Annotated in this window: 15 protein-coding genes and 2 pseudogenes; 6 read left to right on the plus strand and 11 right to left on the minus strand. The window is 71.5% G+C overall.

Annotated elements, in window-relative coordinates:
• Positions 1 to 577 precede the first annotated feature (577 nt).
• From AC6JBM_RS49785 to AC6JBM_RS49825, 9 genes are all read right to left on the minus strand, one after another.
• Positions 578 to 850: a hypothetical protein gene (locus tag AC6JBM_RS49785; protein WP_497980531.1), complete on the minus strand. Its 273-nt coding sequence runs from the start codon at positions 848 to 850 to the stop codon at positions 578 to 580.
• Between the two features lie 3 nt (positions 851 to 853).
• A complete protein-coding gene (locus AC6JBM_RS49790) occupies positions 854 to 1180 on the minus strand; it encodes an integrase core domain-containing protein (protein ID WP_497980532.1) in 327 nt (108 codons plus the stop codon).
• On the minus strand, positions 1158 to 2507 hold the full coding sequence (locus AC6JBM_RS49795) for an IS30 family transposase (RefSeq protein WP_497986495.1): 1350 nt from the start codon (positions 2505 to 2507) through the stop codon (positions 1158 to 1160). Before AC6JBM_RS49795 ends, AC6JBM_RS49790 begins: the two co-directional genes overlap by 23 nt.
• Positions 2447 to 3241, minus strand: coding sequence for an IS3 family transposase (locus AC6JBM_RS49800; RefSeq protein ID WP_497980533.1), 795 nt, complete (start codon positions 3239 to 3241; stop codon positions 2447 to 2449). The genes AC6JBM_RS49795 and AC6JBM_RS49800 overlap by 61 nt, the downstream gene beginning before the upstream one ends.
• Positions 3238 to 3579 carry a transposase gene (locus tag AC6JBM_RS49805; protein WP_497980534.1) on the minus strand — a complete coding sequence of 114 codons (342 nt, stop codon included), beginning with the start codon at positions 3577 to 3579 and terminating at the stop codon, positions 3238 to 3240. Before AC6JBM_RS49805 ends, AC6JBM_RS49800 begins: the two co-directional genes overlap by 4 nt.
• 256 nt (positions 3580 to 3835) lie before the next feature.
• On the minus strand, positions 3836 to 4582 hold the full coding sequence (locus AC6JBM_RS49810; protein WP_497980535.1) for a hypothetical protein: 747 nt from the start codon (positions 4580 to 4582) through the stop codon (positions 3836 to 3838).
• A gap of 73 nt (positions 4583 to 4655) precedes the next feature.
• The gene (gene ybiA, locus AC6JBM_RS49815) at positions 4656 to 5219 is read right to left on the minus strand and encodes a riboflavin biosynthesis intermediates N-glycosidase (RefSeq protein WP_497980536.1); all 564 of its coding nucleotides are present in this window, start codon (positions 5217 to 5219) and stop codon (positions 4656 to 4658) included.
• Positions 5220 to 5249: 30 nt separating this feature from the next.
• Entirely contained in the window at positions 5250 to 6392 is a 1143-nt protein-coding gene (locus AC6JBM_RS49820) for a sensor histidine kinase (RefSeq protein ID WP_497980537.1), read from the minus strand.
• Positions 6389 to 7045: a response regulator transcription factor gene (locus tag AC6JBM_RS49825; protein WP_497980538.1), complete on the minus strand. Its 657-nt coding sequence runs from the start codon at positions 7043 to 7045 to the stop codon at positions 6389 to 6391. The genes AC6JBM_RS49820 and AC6JBM_RS49825 overlap by 4 nt, the downstream gene beginning before the upstream one ends.
• A gap of 127 nt (positions 7046 to 7172) precedes the next feature.
• On the opposite strand from AC6JBM_RS49825, the gene AC6JBM_RS49830 reads away from it, so the two are divergent.
• From AC6JBM_RS49830 to AC6JBM_RS49845, 4 genes and pseudogenes are all read left to right on the plus strand, one after another.
• Positions 7173 to 7754 (plus strand): hypothetical protein, encoded by a 582-nt coding sequence (locus tag AC6JBM_RS49830; protein WP_497980539.1) that lies wholly within the window; start codon positions 7173 to 7175, stop codon positions 7752 to 7754.
• Positions 7751 to 8821, plus strand: a complete 1071-nt coding sequence (locus tag AC6JBM_RS49835; RefSeq protein WP_497980540.1) for a peptidoglycan-binding protein — start codon at positions 7751 to 7753, stop codon at positions 8819 to 8821. Before AC6JBM_RS49830 ends, AC6JBM_RS49835 begins: the two co-directional genes overlap by 4 nt.
• Positions 8818 to 9474 (plus strand): annotated as a pseudogene (locus AC6JBM_RS49840) (ABC transporter ATP-binding protein); the annotation flags it as partial. The gene AC6JBM_RS49835 and the pseudogene AC6JBM_RS49840, both read left to right, overlap by 4 nt.
• A gap of 4 nt (positions 9475 to 9478) precedes the next feature.
• Positions 9479 to 10682: pseudogene (locus AC6JBM_RS49845) on the plus strand (ABC transporter permease).
• On the opposite strand, the gene AC6JBM_RS49850 reads toward AC6JBM_RS49845, so the two are convergent.
• Positions 10625 to 11878 (minus strand): glycosyltransferase, encoded by a 1254-nt coding sequence (locus AC6JBM_RS49850; protein ID WP_497980541.1) that lies wholly within the window; start codon positions 11876 to 11878, stop codon positions 10625 to 10627. The pseudogene AC6JBM_RS49845 and the gene AC6JBM_RS49850 overlap by 58 nt on opposite strands.
• A 164-nt stretch (positions 11879 to 12042) precedes the next feature.
• Here AC6JBM_RS49850 and AC6JBM_RS49855 point away from each other — a divergent pair, with 164 nt between their 5' ends.
• A complete protein-coding gene (locus AC6JBM_RS49855) occupies positions 12043 to 12558 on the plus strand; it encodes a hypothetical protein (RefSeq protein ID WP_497980542.1) in 516 nt (171 codons plus the stop codon).
• 30 nt (positions 12559 to 12588) lie between these two features.
• On the opposite strand, the gene AC6JBM_RS49860 is transcribed toward AC6JBM_RS49855, so the two are convergent.
• Positions 12589 to 12738 carry a hypothetical protein gene (locus tag AC6JBM_RS49860; protein ID WP_497980543.1) on the minus strand — a complete coding sequence of 50 codons (150 nt, stop codon included), beginning with the start codon at positions 12736 to 12738 and terminating at the stop codon, positions 12589 to 12591.
• Positions 12739 to 12759: 21 nt separating this feature from the next.
• Here AC6JBM_RS49860 and AC6JBM_RS49865 point away from each other — a divergent pair, with 21 nt between their 5' ends.
• The gene (locus AC6JBM_RS49865; protein ID WP_497980544.1) at positions 12760 to 13422 is read left to right on the plus strand and encodes a hypothetical protein; all 663 of its coding nucleotides are present in this window, start codon (positions 12760 to 12762) and stop codon (positions 13420 to 13422) included.
• The last annotated feature ends 8 nt before the right edge of the window (positions 13423 to 13430 follow it).

The following is a 13430-nucleotide window of genomic DNA, read 5'->3' on the forward strand; positions in this document are numbered from 1 at the left end:
GCGCCTAGCCGGTTCTCGCCCCCGGCCACAGCTGGTGTGGCGGTGTAGCCGCGCGGTCGGGCCTTCGGTGTCGCGCGGCTTGCGTGGTGCTGCGAGGTCGGCGTCGGTCGGCTGTACGCGCCCAGCCTGTTTCGGTCGCGCGCGGCTCGTGTAGTGATGCGGAGTCGGCGTCGGTCGACTGCGTGCGCCTGGCCGGTTTGGTCTCACGCAGCTCGCTGGTCGCGGTTTCGTGTGGCCGCGCTTTCGGCTGGCGCGGTACGGCCCACGGCGTTGGTCGGGTGTGCGCGCCCGGCCGGCTCGGTCTCGCGGGGGCGCGTAGTGGTGTGGCGGTGGCGCCGGTCGACTGTGTGCGGCTGGCCGGCATTTGGTCTTGCGTAGTTGTGTGGTTGCCGGGCCGGTCGGTCTTGCGCTGTTGCGGGTTCTCGGTTTTACGTGAGGCGAGGGTCGGGTGGCCGTGGTGTTGGGTCCGCTGTGGGTGGTGGCAAATGATTGGTCTTGCGGCCCGCGGGGTGGGATTCCCCCGGGATGTGGACACCGGGTTTGCCGCGATCGGTTCAGCATAGGAAGCCGACTCTCGCTACGCGATGTCGCCTAACGCGATGCGCTCGCCAGTGTCCGACACCCTTACGTATGCTCCGGTGTGCGACCTGAGATTTCGGAGGATCTCGGCGACGGTGGCGAGCGCCCACTCCCGCGGAACAGCATCGCCAACCTCAACGTCAAGGTTGACGAAGTCCGCTCCGGTGCCGGCTCCGACTACGTCGAATCCGTCTATCTCCTGTAGTTCGTCCTCGATGTCGTCTCGATCCACGTCAGGGGGCAATGAGGCAAGATAGATATAGATGAACATTGGCTATGCCGCAATCTGTTGCAGGGGCACTGATTCCAGGGTTCGTTCATAGTCGGCGGGGCTGTGGTAGCCGAGGGCTGAGTGGCGTCGGCGGTGGTTGTAGAACGCGATCCAGCGGAACAGGTCGCGGCGGGCGTCGGCTTCGGATGTCCAGGTGCGGCGGTCGACGTCGAGTTCGCGTTTGAGGGTGGCGAAGAACGCTTCGGCGAGTGCGTTGTCATACGACGTGCCGGTCCGGCCAGTCGAGCGGCGCACACCGTGCCGGTCGCAGACCGCGGCGAAGGCGGTGCTGCTGTACTGACCGGTTTCAACCGGTCGTTGCAACACCACTGTCCTGAGTGGACGATAACAGCTCGTTGAAGGCTTCGCCAGGCGTCTTCCACTCGAGCGCTTTGCGTGGCCGGCTGTTCAGCGTTGCGGCGACCGCTTCGAGTTCACTGGTGTTCCAGCGGGCGAGGTCTGTGCCTTTGGGGAAGTACTGCCGGAGCAGCCCGTTGGTGTTCTCGTTCGTGCCGCGCTGCCATGGACTGTGCGGGTCGGCGAAGTAGACCTGCACGCCGGTGTCGATCGTCAGCTTCGCGTGCTGGGCGAGTTCTTTGCCGCGGTCCCAGGTGAGCGTGCGGCGCAACTGCTCGGGCAGGGCGGTGATCGTCGCGGCGATCGCTTCGCGGACGGCTTCGGCGCCGTGTCCGGCCAGGGCCGGGCCGTTCTTCGACCGCGCTTCGACGCCCCAACCGTCCATGCGGGGCAGGTGCAGCAGCATGGTGAAGCGGGTGGTTCGTTCCACGAGGGTCCCGATCGCGGACCTGTCCAGCCCGATGATCAGGTCACCTTCCCAGTGTCCGGGCACGGCCCGGTCTTCGACCTCGGCCGGCCGTTGGCTGATCATCACTTCGGGGGTGACCATGCCGTCGCGGCGTTGCCGGGCCCGGGCGCGCGGCACCCGCAGTGCCCGGCCGGTGCGCAGACACGCGACCAGTTCACGCTTGAGCGCGCCCCGGCCCTGAATGAACAGCGATTGGTAGATCGCCTCATGCGAGATGCGCATGGACTCATCATCCGGGAAGTCCAGCTGCAACCGGTTGCTGATCTGTTCCGGGCTCCACGCGGTCGCCCAGCGGCGGTCCTCCCGGCGGGGCTTGTTGCGTCCCTTCCAGGCCCGAGCCCTCGGCCCGGTCACGAGCTCGCCGCCAGGCTGGCGGACGCTGCCGCTCAGGCGCTCTTGGACGTATTCGCGCAGCCGCGGATTCGACACCAGCTTGGCTGTCTTCGGACGCTTGGCCGCCTGCTGTGCCTTCCACTGCGCCACCACAGCCCGATACTCCAGCTTGCCGCCGCGTGTTGCGGCGTTGCGCCGCAACTCACGCGAGATCGTCCCCGCGTCGCGGCCGATCCTGCGGCCGATCTCCCGCACGCCCTTGCCCTGCGCCCGCAGCAGCGCGATCTCCTCCCGTTCGGCGAAGGACAGATAGCGGCCCGAAGGCTCGTCCAGGCTGATCGGCGGCATGCCTCCAGCGTTCCGAAACCAGCGCGCCCCCACCGGCCACGACACGCCAACATCAAGCGCCGCCTCGACCGTCGTGACCCCCGTCGCGATCAGCCGCCAGAACTGCCGCTGCACCGCGCGTGACGGCTCAGGCCGACCCGGCGACCGCATCGGCGCCCGCAACGCCCGGTCCGCCGCCCACTGCCTCCGCGCCCCTTCCGGCACCCGCTCCAGCTTCGTGTTCCTACCCATCGCCCACCTCCGCGATGAAGGTGTTGCGACGATCGGTTGAATTCGCCCTGCGATCCCTTGTCCGAATGGAAGATGACCCCGTTGACCCGGCCGCCACGAGCGGCGACCGCAGCCTCGAGGGCGTCAGCGACGAGGCTGGTGCGCATATGGGTGTTGATCGACCAGCCGACGAGCCGGCGGGTGGCGATGTCGATGACCGTGGCCAGGAACAGCCAGCCACCACCGACGCGCAGATACGTGATATCGCCGCACCATCGCCGATCCGGCGCGGTGGCGGTGAAGTCCCGGCGAAGCAGATCCGTCACCGGCATCGCGGCCAGGTCCACCACCGTCGTGCGCCGCCGGCAGCGCAGGTGCCGCCCAGCGATGCCACGCCGGCGCATAACCCGTTCCACCCGCTTGCGTTTGATCCGGACACCCTGGGCACGCAGCTCAGCCGTGACCCGCGGTGATCCGTAGCTGCCGCCGGAATCGGCGTGGACGGCGGCGATCTGTTCCGCGAGCTGGTCCTCGGCCGCGGCCCGGTCACGGCGGCCCGGTTCGGCGGCGATCCAGCGGTAGAACCCGGACCGGGACACCGCCAGGAGCCGGCACAGCCGCTTCACGCCATACGAGGCCCGGTGGGTGGAGATGAATCGGAAGCGGCTGGTCACCAATCCATCTCCTTCGCGAAATAGGCGGCCGCCTTACGCACGATCTCCTTCTCCACCGGCAGCTCAGGGACCTCGGCGCGCAGCCGGGCGATCTCGGCGTCCTTGTCCGCCACCGACAATCCCGCACCCTCCGGCCGCGCCGGCTGGTCCTGCCGACGGACCCAGTTCCGCAACGTCTCGTGACTCATGCTCAGCTCACGAGCGACCTCATTGATCGGCCGGCCCGACGAGCGAACCAACTCGACCGCATCATGCCGAAACTCTTCCGTGTACTTCGATGGACGCCCCAACGGGGACACCCCTTCCTCTGGACCAACATCCAGTCTCAGGGTGTCCACACCTCAAGGGGAAGCCCGGGGGTCGTGTGGCTGCGACGGTTGACCGGTGGGCGCGATGGCTGCGCGGCGGACGTGGTCCTCGACCGGCGCATTGAAGGTGCGCGAGCATGGCCGGGATCGGCGCGGGCGACGAGATTGTCGCTGGTTCGGCAGGGGGAGCCGCGGGGGACGGGCAGAGGGCTGGGCTCCGTCTGTGGCTTCCGGCCTCGCGCTGGTTTGGAGCGCGAGGCCGGAAGCGTTTGAGGTGCGGCTGTGGTTAGCGTGGGCCGCGGCGCAGGGGGCGGGACCGGTTCCGGGAAGGGGAGGACGGCGGGCGGGTCCGGGCGGGAGCGCGGCGTTGTGGTTCGCGCAGGCCCAGGGTTACCAGGACGCGGCGGGTCGTGTCGGCGATCGGGCGTAGGACCCACGTGTGCACCCAGCGGGCCGGGGGCACCACCAGGTTGCGCCACACGAACCTCAGTGGGATGACCACCAGGTAGCGCCAGAGCAGTACCACCGAATGGTTCCACGCCCAGGCGATGGCCTGGCCGATCGGGACCACGACCCAGCGCCACACGAATGCGATCGCCTTGCCGATCGGGGTGAGCACGTAGCGGTAGATGCGGGTCATGACCCAGCCGACGGCCTTGGCCACCTCCAGCAGGATTCGGCCCAGCAGGTTCCAGAACGGGGCCGTGGCCCTGAGCAGCCACCAGAGGCCCTTCGCCACCGGCACCAGGACGTGCTTGGCGAACCACACCAGCGGGACCCACAGCAGGTTGACCGCGATCCAGTGCAGCGGGACCAGGACGACGTAGTACAGGGGGAGCCAGAGCACGTAGTACAGGAAGGGCTGGATGACGTATTTGACCAGCGGCACGCCCACGTATTTCCACAGGCGGCGCATCAGCCAGGCGAAGGCGTCCCAGGCCAGCTTGAACGGGACGACGAAGATGACGGCCAGGACGCGGATCGGCCAGGCCAGCCATCCCGGAAGCGGCTGGATCTCATCCCGAGAGCTCATGCCCCCTCCTCGCTTCGCTCGTCGGTGGCCTGAGCTGAAAGCTGCGCTGCCTGATGCCTTCGCTCCGGACCGGTCATGAGCGACCCGCCAGGTCCGCGCGGGCGTGCATGAGGGCGTAGCCGAGCAGGTTCAGGCCGCGCCAGCGCTCCGGGTTCTGGGCCGCCTCGTCGTCCGCGGCCAGGCCGATGCCCCACACGCGGTCCAGCGGGCTCGCCTCGACCAGGACGCGGTCGCCGGTGCCGACCAGGTATGCGCGCAGGGTGTCGTCGGCGTCGAACTTGGCGCGGCTGGCCGCCGTGACGATCGCGAAGCGTTCGCGGGCCCAGGTGTCCTCGTCGAAGCCCTTGACCGTCCGACCCAGGCTCTTGGCCTGATTCGGATGCGCGACGCCCAGCACGCGGGCCGCGGTCTGCTCGTCGCCGAAGAGCCTCGCCTTGCGCCACATCATGTAGTGCTCGGCCGACGGAAACCCGACACCGTCCACCTCGAAGCGCGCCGGCCACCACTGGCTCAGGCAGCTCGGTCCTAGCTCACCACCGGGGCGGGGCGTGTGGCCCCAGAAGTGCAGGTATTTGACGCGAGCCCCGGATCTGACCAGGCGGAGCAGCTCTTCGTTGGAGGACGGCGGTGCGGACATGCCCCGAGTGTGCCCGATCTTCGCAAAATCTCATGTCGGATATTCGCTGCTCGGGCTCGTGGGCAGGATCACGGTGACGGTGAGGCCGCCGCCGTCGCGAGGGTCGGCGAAGACCTTGCCGCCGTGGGCCGCCGCGACCGCCCGGACGATCGAGAGCCCAAGACCCGCGCCGGAGCCCGCGGCGCGGTCGGGGCCGAGGCGGCGGAACGGTTCGAAGAGGTTGGGAACCTCGTACGGCGGCACCACCGGCCCCGTATTGCTCACGGTCACGTAGACGCCGTCCGGGCGCGTGCCGCTCTCGGCGTGCACCCAGCCGCCGGAGGGCACGTTGTGGCGCACCCCGTTCTCGACCAGGTTGTGCACGAGCCGCTCGAGGAGCACCGCGTTGCCGCTCGTCGGGGCCTCGTCCGCCGTCGCCGTCACCTTCACGGCCTCGTCCTGCCGCAGGGCGGTCACGTGGGCGACGACGTCGGCGAGGTCCACATAGGACCGGTCGGCGACCGCGCGCTCGGAGCGGGCGAGCAGCAGCAGACCGTCGATGAGCCGCTCGTGCCGGTCGTTCACGGCCAGCAGCGTCCGGCCCAGCTGGCGCAGCTCCGGCGACGCTTCCGGGTGGTCGGTCGAGACCTCCAGCAGCGTGCGGTTGAGCGTGAGCGGGGTGCGCAGCTCGTGCGAGGCGTTGGCGATGAAGCGCCGCTGCACGTCGAAGGACTTGTCGAGCCGGGCGATCATCAGGTCGAACGTGTCGGCCAGCTCCTTCACCTCGTCGTCGGGGCCGCTGAGCGCGATCCGCTCGTGCAGCCCCCGGTCCGGGGCGCCGGCGATGCGCCGCGCGGTCTCGGTGACCTGGTGCAGGGGCTGCAGCAGCCGGCCGGCGACGAGCCAGCTGAACGCGAGCCCGATCACGACCACCACGGCGAGCGCGATCGAGCCCTGGGTGAGCACCGCCGTGGTCGCGTCGGAGCGGATCTCGCCCTGGATGTTCGAGATCACGTTGCCGGCCGCGCCGGGCGGCGGGAGGCCGTCGATGCCCTCGTTCTTCGCCATGAAGATCTTGCTGCCGAGCTGCTGGAAGACCAGCAGGTAGGTGATGCCGAGCAGCAGCAGGCCGCCGGCGAGCAGCACCCCGCCGACGACCAGGGTCAGCCGGGTGCGGATGGTCATCTTCCTCATGGGATGCGATACCCCACTCCCGGCTCGGTCAGCACCACGGCGGGCTCGCCCAGCTTCCGCCGCAGCTTCAGGATGGTCATGCGCACGGTGTGCGTGAACGGGTCGGCGTGCTCGTCCCAGGCCTTCTCCAGCAGCTGCTCGGCCGAGACCGCGCCGCCGTCGGCCCGCAGCAGCTCGGCCAGCACCGCGAACTCCTTGCGCGACAGCGGGACGTATCGGCCCTCGCGATACACCTCCCGCCGATGCGGATCGAGGCGGATCCCGGCCCGCTCCAGCACCGGCGGCGCGGCCGGGCGGGCCCGCCGGCCGAGCGCGGCCACCCGCGCGGCCAGCTCGCGGAACGCGAACGGCTTCGGCAGGTAGTCGTCGGCGCCCAGCGCGAGCCCGGCCACCCGGTCGTCGATGTCGGCGGCCGCGGTCAGCATGAGCACCCGGGCCGCCGACTCGCGCCGGGCCAGCTCGCGGCAGACCTCGTCGCCGTGCAGCACCGGCAGGTCGCGGTCGAGCACCACGACGTCGTAGTCGTTCACGTCGAGCCGCTCCAGCGCCGCCGCCCCGTCGTGGACGACGTCGACGGCGTGGGTCTCCCGCCGCAGCCCCTGCGCGACCGTCTCGGCCAGCAGCGGCTCGTCCTCGACCACCAGAATCCGCATGCCTGCCATGGTCCCGCGCCGCGGTGTCACTTCGGCGTCATCGTCCACAGTTACGGCCGGTTGACGCGGGCGGCCCTTGACTGCAGGGGCCAGTTATCCACAAGTGAACTCTTCCATGGAGGGCATCATGCGCATCAGGACCAGCCTCGTGCTCGGCCTGCTGCTCGTGCTCACCGCCGCCGGCTGCGCCAAGGGCACGGGCGGCGACGACGGCGTGGCGACCGCGGGCGACGGCAAGGCCGGACCGACGGCGAGCGCCACCGGCAGCGGCAAACGGGACCGGCAGGCCGAGCAGGAGGCGCTGCTCAAGTTCGCCCAGTGCATGCGCGACCACGGCATCCCGATGGACGACCCGCAGTTCGAGGGCAACGGGGTCAACATCACGATCCCGGAGGGCACCGACAAGGCCAAGGTCGACGCCGCCCAGGCCGAGTGCAAGCAGTTCATGCCCAACGGCGGGCAGCCGCCCAAGGTGGACCCGGCCGACCAGGAGAAGCTGCGCAAGTTCGCGCAGTGCATGCGGGAGCACGGGATCACGAACTTCCCGGACCCGAGCGAGGACGGCGGGATCATGCTCGACAGCGACAAGCTCGGCATCGACCCCCGCGGCGAGCAGATGAAGGCGGCCGAGAAGGCGTGCGAGCAGTACCAGCCGAAACGCCCGGCCGGCGAGGACGACGAGGCTGGAGATCAGGAGGGCGGGGCATGAGCAACCGCCGCCGGCGCGGGCGCACGGGCCGGGTGATCTTCGGGGTGGCGGCGGTGGCCGCGGTCGGGGCCGCCGCGGCCGCCGGGCTCGGGCTGCCGTCGGGCACCCACGACGCCGGGGCCGCGAAGGGCGCGCTGCCGGCGAAGACCGCCCAGGTGACCCGGCAGACGCTGGTCGACACCGAGAGCCACGACGGCAAGCTCGGCCACGGCGACAGCCGGACCCTCACCGGCCGGGGCGCGGGCACGCTGACCGAGGTGCCCGCCGTCGGCACGGTGGTGCAGCGGGGACAGGCCCTCTACCGGACCGACGACACGCCGGTCGTGCTGCTGTACGGCTCGATGCCGTCGTACCGCGCCCTGACCGTCGGCGCCGAGGGCCCCGACGTCAGGCAGCTCGAGGAGAACCTGGCCGCGCTCGGGTACACCGGCTTCACCGTCGACGACACCTACTCCTCGGCCACGGCGAGCGCGGTGCGCAAGTGGCAGGGCGACCTCGGCATCACCAAGACGGGCACGGTGGAGCCGGGCCGGGTCGTCTACTCCACCGGCGCCGTCCGCGTCGAGGAGCACAAGGCCGAGGCGGGCGATCCGAGCGGGGGCGCGATTCTCGCGTACACCTCCACGGTCCCGGTCGTGACGGTCGATCTGGAGACGTCGGATGTGCGGCTGGCCAAGTCCGGCAGCGCGGTCACCGCGAAGCTGCCGGACGGCCGCAGCGTCACGGGGAAGATCGCCGTGGTGCAGACGGTCATCCAGCCGGCCCAGGGGAACAACGCGGCACAGACGAAGTACCGCCTCACGATCACCCCCGACGACGCGAAGGCGTTCGACGGGCTGGACCAGATGACGGTCGCGGTCACGTTCACCGCGGGCCGCCGGGAGAACGTGCTCGCGGTGCCGGTCCAGGCGCTGCTCGCCCTGGCCGAGGGCGGCTACGGGGTGCAGGTGGTCTCCGGCGGTACGACCAGGGTCGTCCCGGTCGAGCTGGGCCTCTTCGCGTCCGGCCGGGTCGAGGTGACCGGCGACGGGATCGACGCCGGCACGGTCGTCGGGATGCCGGGATGACGCCCGTCGTCGAGCTGGACTCGGTGCGCAAGGAGTATCCGGGCGGGGTCGTCGCGGTCCGCGACGTCAGCCTCACCGTCTCCGCGGGCGAGTTCTTGGCCATCGTCGGGCCCTCGGGCTCGGGCAAGAGCACGATGCTGCATCTCATCGGTACCCTCGACCGCCCGTCGGCCGGCACGGTGCGCATCGACGGCCACGAGGTCGCGGGACTGCGCGACCGCCGGCTGTCGGCGCTGCGGGCCCGGCGGATCGGCTTCGTGTTCCAGCAGTTCCACCTGGCCCCGGGCCAGGCCGCGCTGGACAACGTCGCCGACGGGCTGCTCTACGCGGGCCCGCCGCGGGCCGAGCGGCGCCGCCGGGCCGAGGAGGCGCTCGTGCGGGTCGGGCTGGGGGACCGGCTCGACCATCTGCCGCACGAGCTGTCCGGCGGCGAGCGGCAGCGGGTCGCGATCGCCCGGGCGGTCGTCGGCGAGCCGGCCATCCTGCTCGCCGACGAGCCGACCGGCAACCTCGACTCGGCCGCCGGGGCGGGCGTGATGCGGCTGCTCGGGGAGCTGCATCGGGCCGGCACCACGATCCTCGTCATCACCCACGACCGGCAGATCGCGGCGAGCCTGCCGCGGCAGGTCAGCATGCGCGACGGGGAGGTGGTCGAGGATGACGACGTCGTTGGCGCCGGCGCGGCTGGCCCCCCGCTGACGTGGTCCGGGTCGGGGGCGCCGGATTGCGTACCCGCCCGATGCGCGCGTTCCTCTCCGCGCTCGGGATCGCGATCGGCATCGCCGCGATGGTCGCCGTCGTCGGCATCTCCTCGTCGAGCCGGGCCGAGCTCGACCGCCGCCTGGCCACGCTCGGCACCAACCTGCTCACGGTCGCGCCCGGCAACGACATCTTCGGCGACAACGCCACGCTGCCGGACGAGTCGGTGGAGATGATCGGGCGCATCGGGCCGGTCACCGAGGTGTCGGCGGTCGGGAAGGTCGCGGACGTGCACGTGTACCGCTCCGACCAGATCCCCGCGGGGCAGACCAACGCGATCACGCTGCGGGCCGCCCAGCTGGACCTGCCCCGGACCGTGGGCGCCACGATGGCCTCCGGCACGTGGCTGAACGCGGCGACCGCGAAGTTCCCGGCGGTGGTGCTCGGCGACGCGGCGGCCCGGCGCCTGGGCATCTACGCGGCCGGCGACGGGGTCCAGGTCTACATCCACGCGCGATGGTTCACGGTGATCGGGATTCTTGATCCGGTACCGCTGGCGCCCGAACTGGACGCGTCGGCGCTCATCGGGTGGGAGGCGGCGGCGACGTACACGGCCTTCGACGGGCACCCGACGACCGTCTACACCCGCTCGAAGGACGACCAGGTCGAGGCGGTCCAGGCGGTCCTCGCCCGCACCGCGAACCCGGCCGCGCCCGGCACCGTGAAGGTCTCGCGCCCCTCCGACGCGCTCGCCGCGCGGCAGGCCACCGACAAGACCTTCACCGGCCTGCTGCTCGGCCTCGGCGCGGTCGCGCTGCTGGTCGGCGGCGTCGGGGTGGCCAACACGATGGTCATCTCGGTGCTGGAGCGGCGCTCGGAGATCGGGCTGCGCCGCGCCCTCGGGGCGACCCGCGGGCAGATCCTCGTGCAGTTCCTCGCCGAGTCGCTGCTGCTGTCCGCCCTCGGCGGCATCGGCGGGGTCACGACGGGGATCGGGGTGACGGCCTTGTACGCCACCACGCGCGACTGGCCGACGGTGGTGCCGGCGTGGGCGACGGCCGGTGGGGTCGCCGCCACGCTCCTCATCGGCGCGATCGCGGGACTCTATCCCGCCGTCCGCGCCGCCCGGCTCGCCCCGACCGAGGCGCTGGCCGCACCCTGATCCGGGCGCTTGGCCGTCTGTGCGTACCGGTACGCGGCCATGAGGTGGCCGAGGTAGTGCTCGGCGGAGTACGCGTCCGCCGCGGCGCGCCCGGCCTCGGCCACCTCGCGGTGCAGCCGGGGGTCGGTGAGGACCTTCGCGAGCCCGGCCGCGAACGAGTCCGCGTCGGGCGCGGTGGACAGCCGCTTCGAGTCCTGGTTCGGGCGCTCCGCCAGCGCCGCGTCCGCGAGCACGACCGGCAGCCCGGCCGCCTCCGCCTCGAGCATGACCAGGCCCTGGGTGTCGGTGGTGGAGGCGAACGCGAGGACGTCGGCCATGCCGTAGTACGCCGCCATCCGGCTGTGCGGCACCGGCCGCACCAGTCGCAGCGCGTGGGCGACGCCGGCCTGGCGGGCGAGTCGGATCACGTTGATCCGGTTCTGCTTGACGCCGACCATGACGAGCCGCGCGTTGGGCACGTGGCGCAGCAGCCGGGCGAACGAGGCCAGCAGGAGCGCCGGGTCCTTCTCCTTGGTGGCCCGGCCGACCGCCAGTACAACCGGGGCGTTCTCGGGAATCCGCAGGGAACGCCGCAGCTCGGTCCGGCCCAGCGGGCAGTCGGCGAGCTGGATCGACGTCGGGACCGTCCACACCGGGGGAAGCCGCTCGAACTCGGCCAGCCCCGCGGCCGTCTTCGCCGACGGCGCGATGACCACGTTCGTGCGGTCCATGAACTCCTGCGCGAGCCGCAGCAGCTGCGCCCGGCGCTCGGTCCCGGACCGCGCGAGGCGCAGGTAGTCGCGCACGGTCCAGCCGAGCGCGAGCCGCTGCGCCGCGTGGGCCGCGCCGAACTGGATCTCCATGAAGTGCGCGGAGTACGCGAGCAGGTCCGTGTGCCAGGTCATCACCACGGGGAGGTCGTGCGCCCGGGCGTACCGCAGCCCGCCGATGCCCACCGGCCCGGGGGTGTGCACGTGCACGATGTGCGGGACCGGGCGCATGCCGCTGAAGTGGGGCAGGCCGACCCGGATGTTGCGCAACGGCACCGGGACGGACCGCACGCCACAGGGCTCCTGCCGGCCGCGCAGCAGCGGGGCGGGCTGGTAGACCTGAACCTCGTGGCCGGCGGCGCGCAGCAGGGACACCGTGGCGGCCACCGAGGTCGCGACGCCGTCGGAGCGTCCTGGGTGGCTGTCGCAGAAGTGCGCGATTCTCACGCCGCACATCGTGCGGTACCACGCCGCACTCGGACGAGAACGCATGTCCTTTGTACGCCAGCTGTTCATCGACCGGCCCGGTCCTATTCCGCCGGCAACCGCCTGAGCGCAGGCTGCACCGCTCGCGCCTGTCCGGGCCGCCGGTGCTGACCTAGGATGCGCGCATGACGGACGGGAGCTCGACCGCCGCCGTGCTCGCGCTGGTCGGGGCGCTCGGCGGTGTGCTGCTGACCGGAGCGATGAGCATCGGCACGGCGGCGCTCAACCAGCGCTGGAGCGAGCGGTCGCGGTCGCGGGCGGCCGACGAGGCCGGCGTGCGGGCGAGACGTGACGAGCTCCGGGCCGCATGCCACGCCTACCTCGTGGCCGCCAACCGCTTCTTCCAGGCGTTGGAGGAGGTGTCCCGGATGACGCGGCGGGGCGAGCAGTTCGATCCCACGGAGCGCACCCGGCCGGCCGTGATCGCGCTGCAGGACGCCTATCTGTACCTGACCATCAGCGCGGGCGCGCAGGTGCGCGAGCTCGCTCAGGCGTACAACGCGGCCCAGTTCGGGGACCTCGAGCCCGTCGCGTACAGCGGTGACCGAGCGGCGTGGGACGAGCAGGCGAAGATCGTCGACCGGCGCCGCGACGAGTTGCGGGCGGCCATGCGGGCCGACCTCGGCGTCGAAGATCGATGATGCCGAGCCGTCACGACCGGCCGGTCCCGCTCAGTCCCGGAACGTGACCGACCAGTACGCCGTGATCTTGCGGATGTCGCCGTGGTAGCGCACCGCACCGTCCTGGTCCCAGGCGCAGTTGCGGCCGTAGGCGACGACCGGCTGCCGGCCGCCGTACTCGAGCACGATGCGTGGTGCCATGAGCCGGTATGGTCCACCGTCGTGCGCGGCAGGATCTGGTTTCCCGGCAACCCGTGGCCGGACGGCCACCGCCTCACCGAGTTCCTCTGGACGGGCCGGCTCGATCGGTCGGGGCGGCTCTGGTTCGACCTGACGCTGCAGACGGCCCTCTACGACGAGGAGTTCGACGCCCCTGACATCGAGGACGAGGACGTCGCCGACTGGGCCGCCCCGATCGTCTGGAACAACTATCACCGCTGCACGCTGTCCTCCGCGACGTGGGAGGACGCGACCGGGCTGCTCGCCGCGACGCCGGGCCGATCCTTCCGGCTCGCCGATCCTCTACCGCGGCGACTGACCGCCGACCCGCTGCCGATCGAGGATCCGGATGCCCCGCCGGCGTTCAACGTGTACCTGCTCGGGCACGACTCGGTCGCCGACCACGCGGTCACGTTCACCGGCGACGGCTCCGGCCGGCACCGCATCGACTGGACCGGCCGGGTCGCGCTGACCTACGCCGGCGACGAGGAGTTCCGGTACGCGTTCCGCGCCGAGATCCACGAGGCGGCCCTGGCGCACATCGCGCTGCCCGACGGCATGTCCGGCGAGGAAGGCCGACGGCACCTGACGGGCCTGCTGGACGCGTCGGAGCGGTTGACGGAGTCCACGGTGGACGGCCGGCCGGTGCTGCGGCCGGCCTCATAGCGCAGATC

This window comes from Dactylosporangium thailandense, from assembly GCF_059739745.1.

Excerpts from the sequence above, each read along its gene's own strand:
- AC6JBM_RS49785 (WP_497980531.1), bottom strand. The coding sequence starts at position 850 with ATGTTCATCTATATCTATCTTGCCTCATTGCCCCCTGACGTGGATCGA.
- AC6JBM_RS49795 (WP_497986495.1), bottom strand. The coding sequence starts at position 2,507 with ATGCGGTCGCCGGGTCGGCCTGAGCCGTCACGCGCGGTGCAGCGGCAG.
- AC6JBM_RS49810 (WP_497980535.1), bottom strand. The coding sequence starts at position 4,582 with ATGAGCTCTCGGGATGAGATCCAGCCGCTTCCGGGATGGCTGGCCTGG.
- ybiA (WP_497980536.1), bottom strand. The coding sequence starts at position 5,219 with ATGTCCGCACCGCCGTCCTCCAACGAAGAGCTGCTCCGCCTGGTCAGA.
- AC6JBM_RS49820 (WP_497980537.1), bottom strand. The coding sequence starts at position 6,392 with ATGAGGAAGATGACCATCCGCACCCGGCTGACCCTGGTCGTCGGCGGG.
- AC6JBM_RS49825 (WP_497980538.1), bottom strand. The coding sequence starts at position 7,045 with ATGCGGATTCTGGTGGTCGAGGACGAGCCGCTGCTGGCCGAGACGGTC.
- AC6JBM_RS49830 (WP_497980539.1), top strand. The coding sequence starts at position 7,173 with ATGCGCATCAGGACCAGCCTCGTGCTCGGCCTGCTGCTCGTGCTCACC.
- AC6JBM_RS49835 (WP_497980540.1), top strand. The coding sequence starts at position 7,751 with ATGAGCAACCGCCGCCGGCGCGGGCGCACGGGCCGGGTGATCTTCGGG.
- AC6JBM_RS49855 (WP_497980542.1), top strand. The coding sequence starts at position 12,043 with ATGACGGACGGGAGCTCGACCGCCGCCGTGCTCGCGCTGGTCGGGGCG.
- AC6JBM_RS49860 (WP_497980543.1), bottom strand. The coding sequence starts at position 12,738 with ATGGCACCACGCATCGTGCTCGAGTACGGCGGCCGGCAGCCGGTCGTC.